Below are 1,469 nucleotides of genomic sequence, written 5' to 3' on the forward strand. Positions count from 1 at the left end.
AATTGATGCTCCTATAGGTGTCAATGGTCGTTGAGCCAGCTTTCGTAGCGTTGGTGGAACACGTCGTCGCGAGTAAGTCCGCGTTCGAGTCTCGAGAGTGCCGTGGGCCAGACGCGGAGGTCATCAGCGGCGGCCTGGAGCGTAATGTTCTTGGTTTTGCGCAGGGCGCGGAGTGCTCCAGCGTCTGGTGCCGGGTGCGGATGTAGGAGCTGGTCGTAGATTTCGCGTGCGATGTAGCGTTTGAGGCATCGCATGATTTCTTTAGTGCTCTTGCCTTCGGCCCGGCGCCTGGTGACATAGGTTCTGGTGCGACTGTCACTCATCATCCGCACGAGCACGACACTGTGGATCGCCTTGTTCGCTTGCCGATCGCCGCCGCGGCTGAGCCGGTGCCGTGTGGTCTTGCCCGAGGATGCGGGGATCGGTGCGACGCCGACGAGGGCTGCGAATTGCGCTTCGGTGCCGATCCGTTGGGGGTTGTCGCCCACGGTGACCAGCAGCTGGCTTGCAACGTCGGTGCCGACCCCGTGCAGGTCGCGGAGCAAGGGCGCGTGAGTGGTGATGATCGCGTCGAGTTCAGCATCGATCAAAGCTATTTCCTGGTGCAACGCCCGGTACCGGTGGGCGAGGCGTTTGAGCGCGGTAGTGGTGGCGTTCAGTGGTTCTGAGATGTTCCCGGCAGGGCGGGTCTTTTCCAGCGTGGCCATCATTGCGGCGCTGCCCAGCCCGCGGTATTTGGCGCGGAGCGGCTCAGGGGCGGAGACGAGGATGCCCTGGACCTGATTCATGACGGCGACGCGTGCCCGCATCGCCGTCGCCCGTTCGGCCCGCAGGACGCGAAGTGACTCCACGGCCCCGTCCCGGGCCTTGGGCGTGGCGGTGCCACGGCCGGCGAGCACCGATTCCGCGGCCTGATAGGCGTCCAGCGGGTCCGATTTGCCTTTCAACCGACGGGCTTGCCGGTTCGGGCGCATGACCTCTAGGACCTGGATCCCTTCCTTCGTCAAAGTTCGGGCGAGCTCGGCTCCATAGCTGCCGGTACCTTCGACACCGGCGGCGATGACCGGCCCGAAACCGGTGATGAACTCGATGATCTTTCGGTAGCCAGACCCGACCGCCAGGAATTCCTGGTCGGCGACGTGCCGGCCGGTTTCAGAGATGATGGCGACGTGATGGGTATCGGCATGGGTGTCGATCCCGGCGATGACTTTCAGATGTTCCTTTGCCATGATGAAACTGCCCTGGCTTTCCTTTGCATGCGATGGACACGAAGGGCACGCCGGCCGGGTGGGCAGACAAGACAGTAATGGGACTCCTCGAACAGGCTCCTATGAGGTCATGTCCACTCGGCCGCCGCGTCTACTGCAGCTGCATTGCGGCGGACAGATCAATTAGAAGACAAACCCTTCACCGGGCGTCAGTCAGAGCCGGAGTCACACCGCAACACAGCCAATTCCATCATTACTGTC

1 protein-coding gene is annotated in these 1,469 nt (G+C 62.7%); it reads right to left on the reverse strand.

Annotated features, from left to right (window positions below; translation table 11 throughout):
- Positions 1-20: 20 nt before the first annotated feature.
- Positions 21-1,229 (reverse strand): IS110 family RNA-guided transposase, encoded by a 1,209-nt coding sequence (locus AC07YR_RS23220; RefSeq protein WP_494735411.1) that lies wholly within the window; start codon positions 1,227-1,229, stop codon positions 21-23.
- Between the last annotated feature and the right edge of the window lie 240 nt (positions 1,230-1,469).

Source organism: Arthrobacter sp. GW460-12-1-14-TSB2 (genome assembly GCF_059423525.1).

Bases quoted from the DNA above. Each gene is read 5' to 3' on its own strand.
- AC07YR_RS23220 (WP_494735411.1), bottom strand. From the start codon at position 1,229: ATGGCAAAGGAACATCTGAAAGTCATCGCCGGGATCGACACCCATGCC.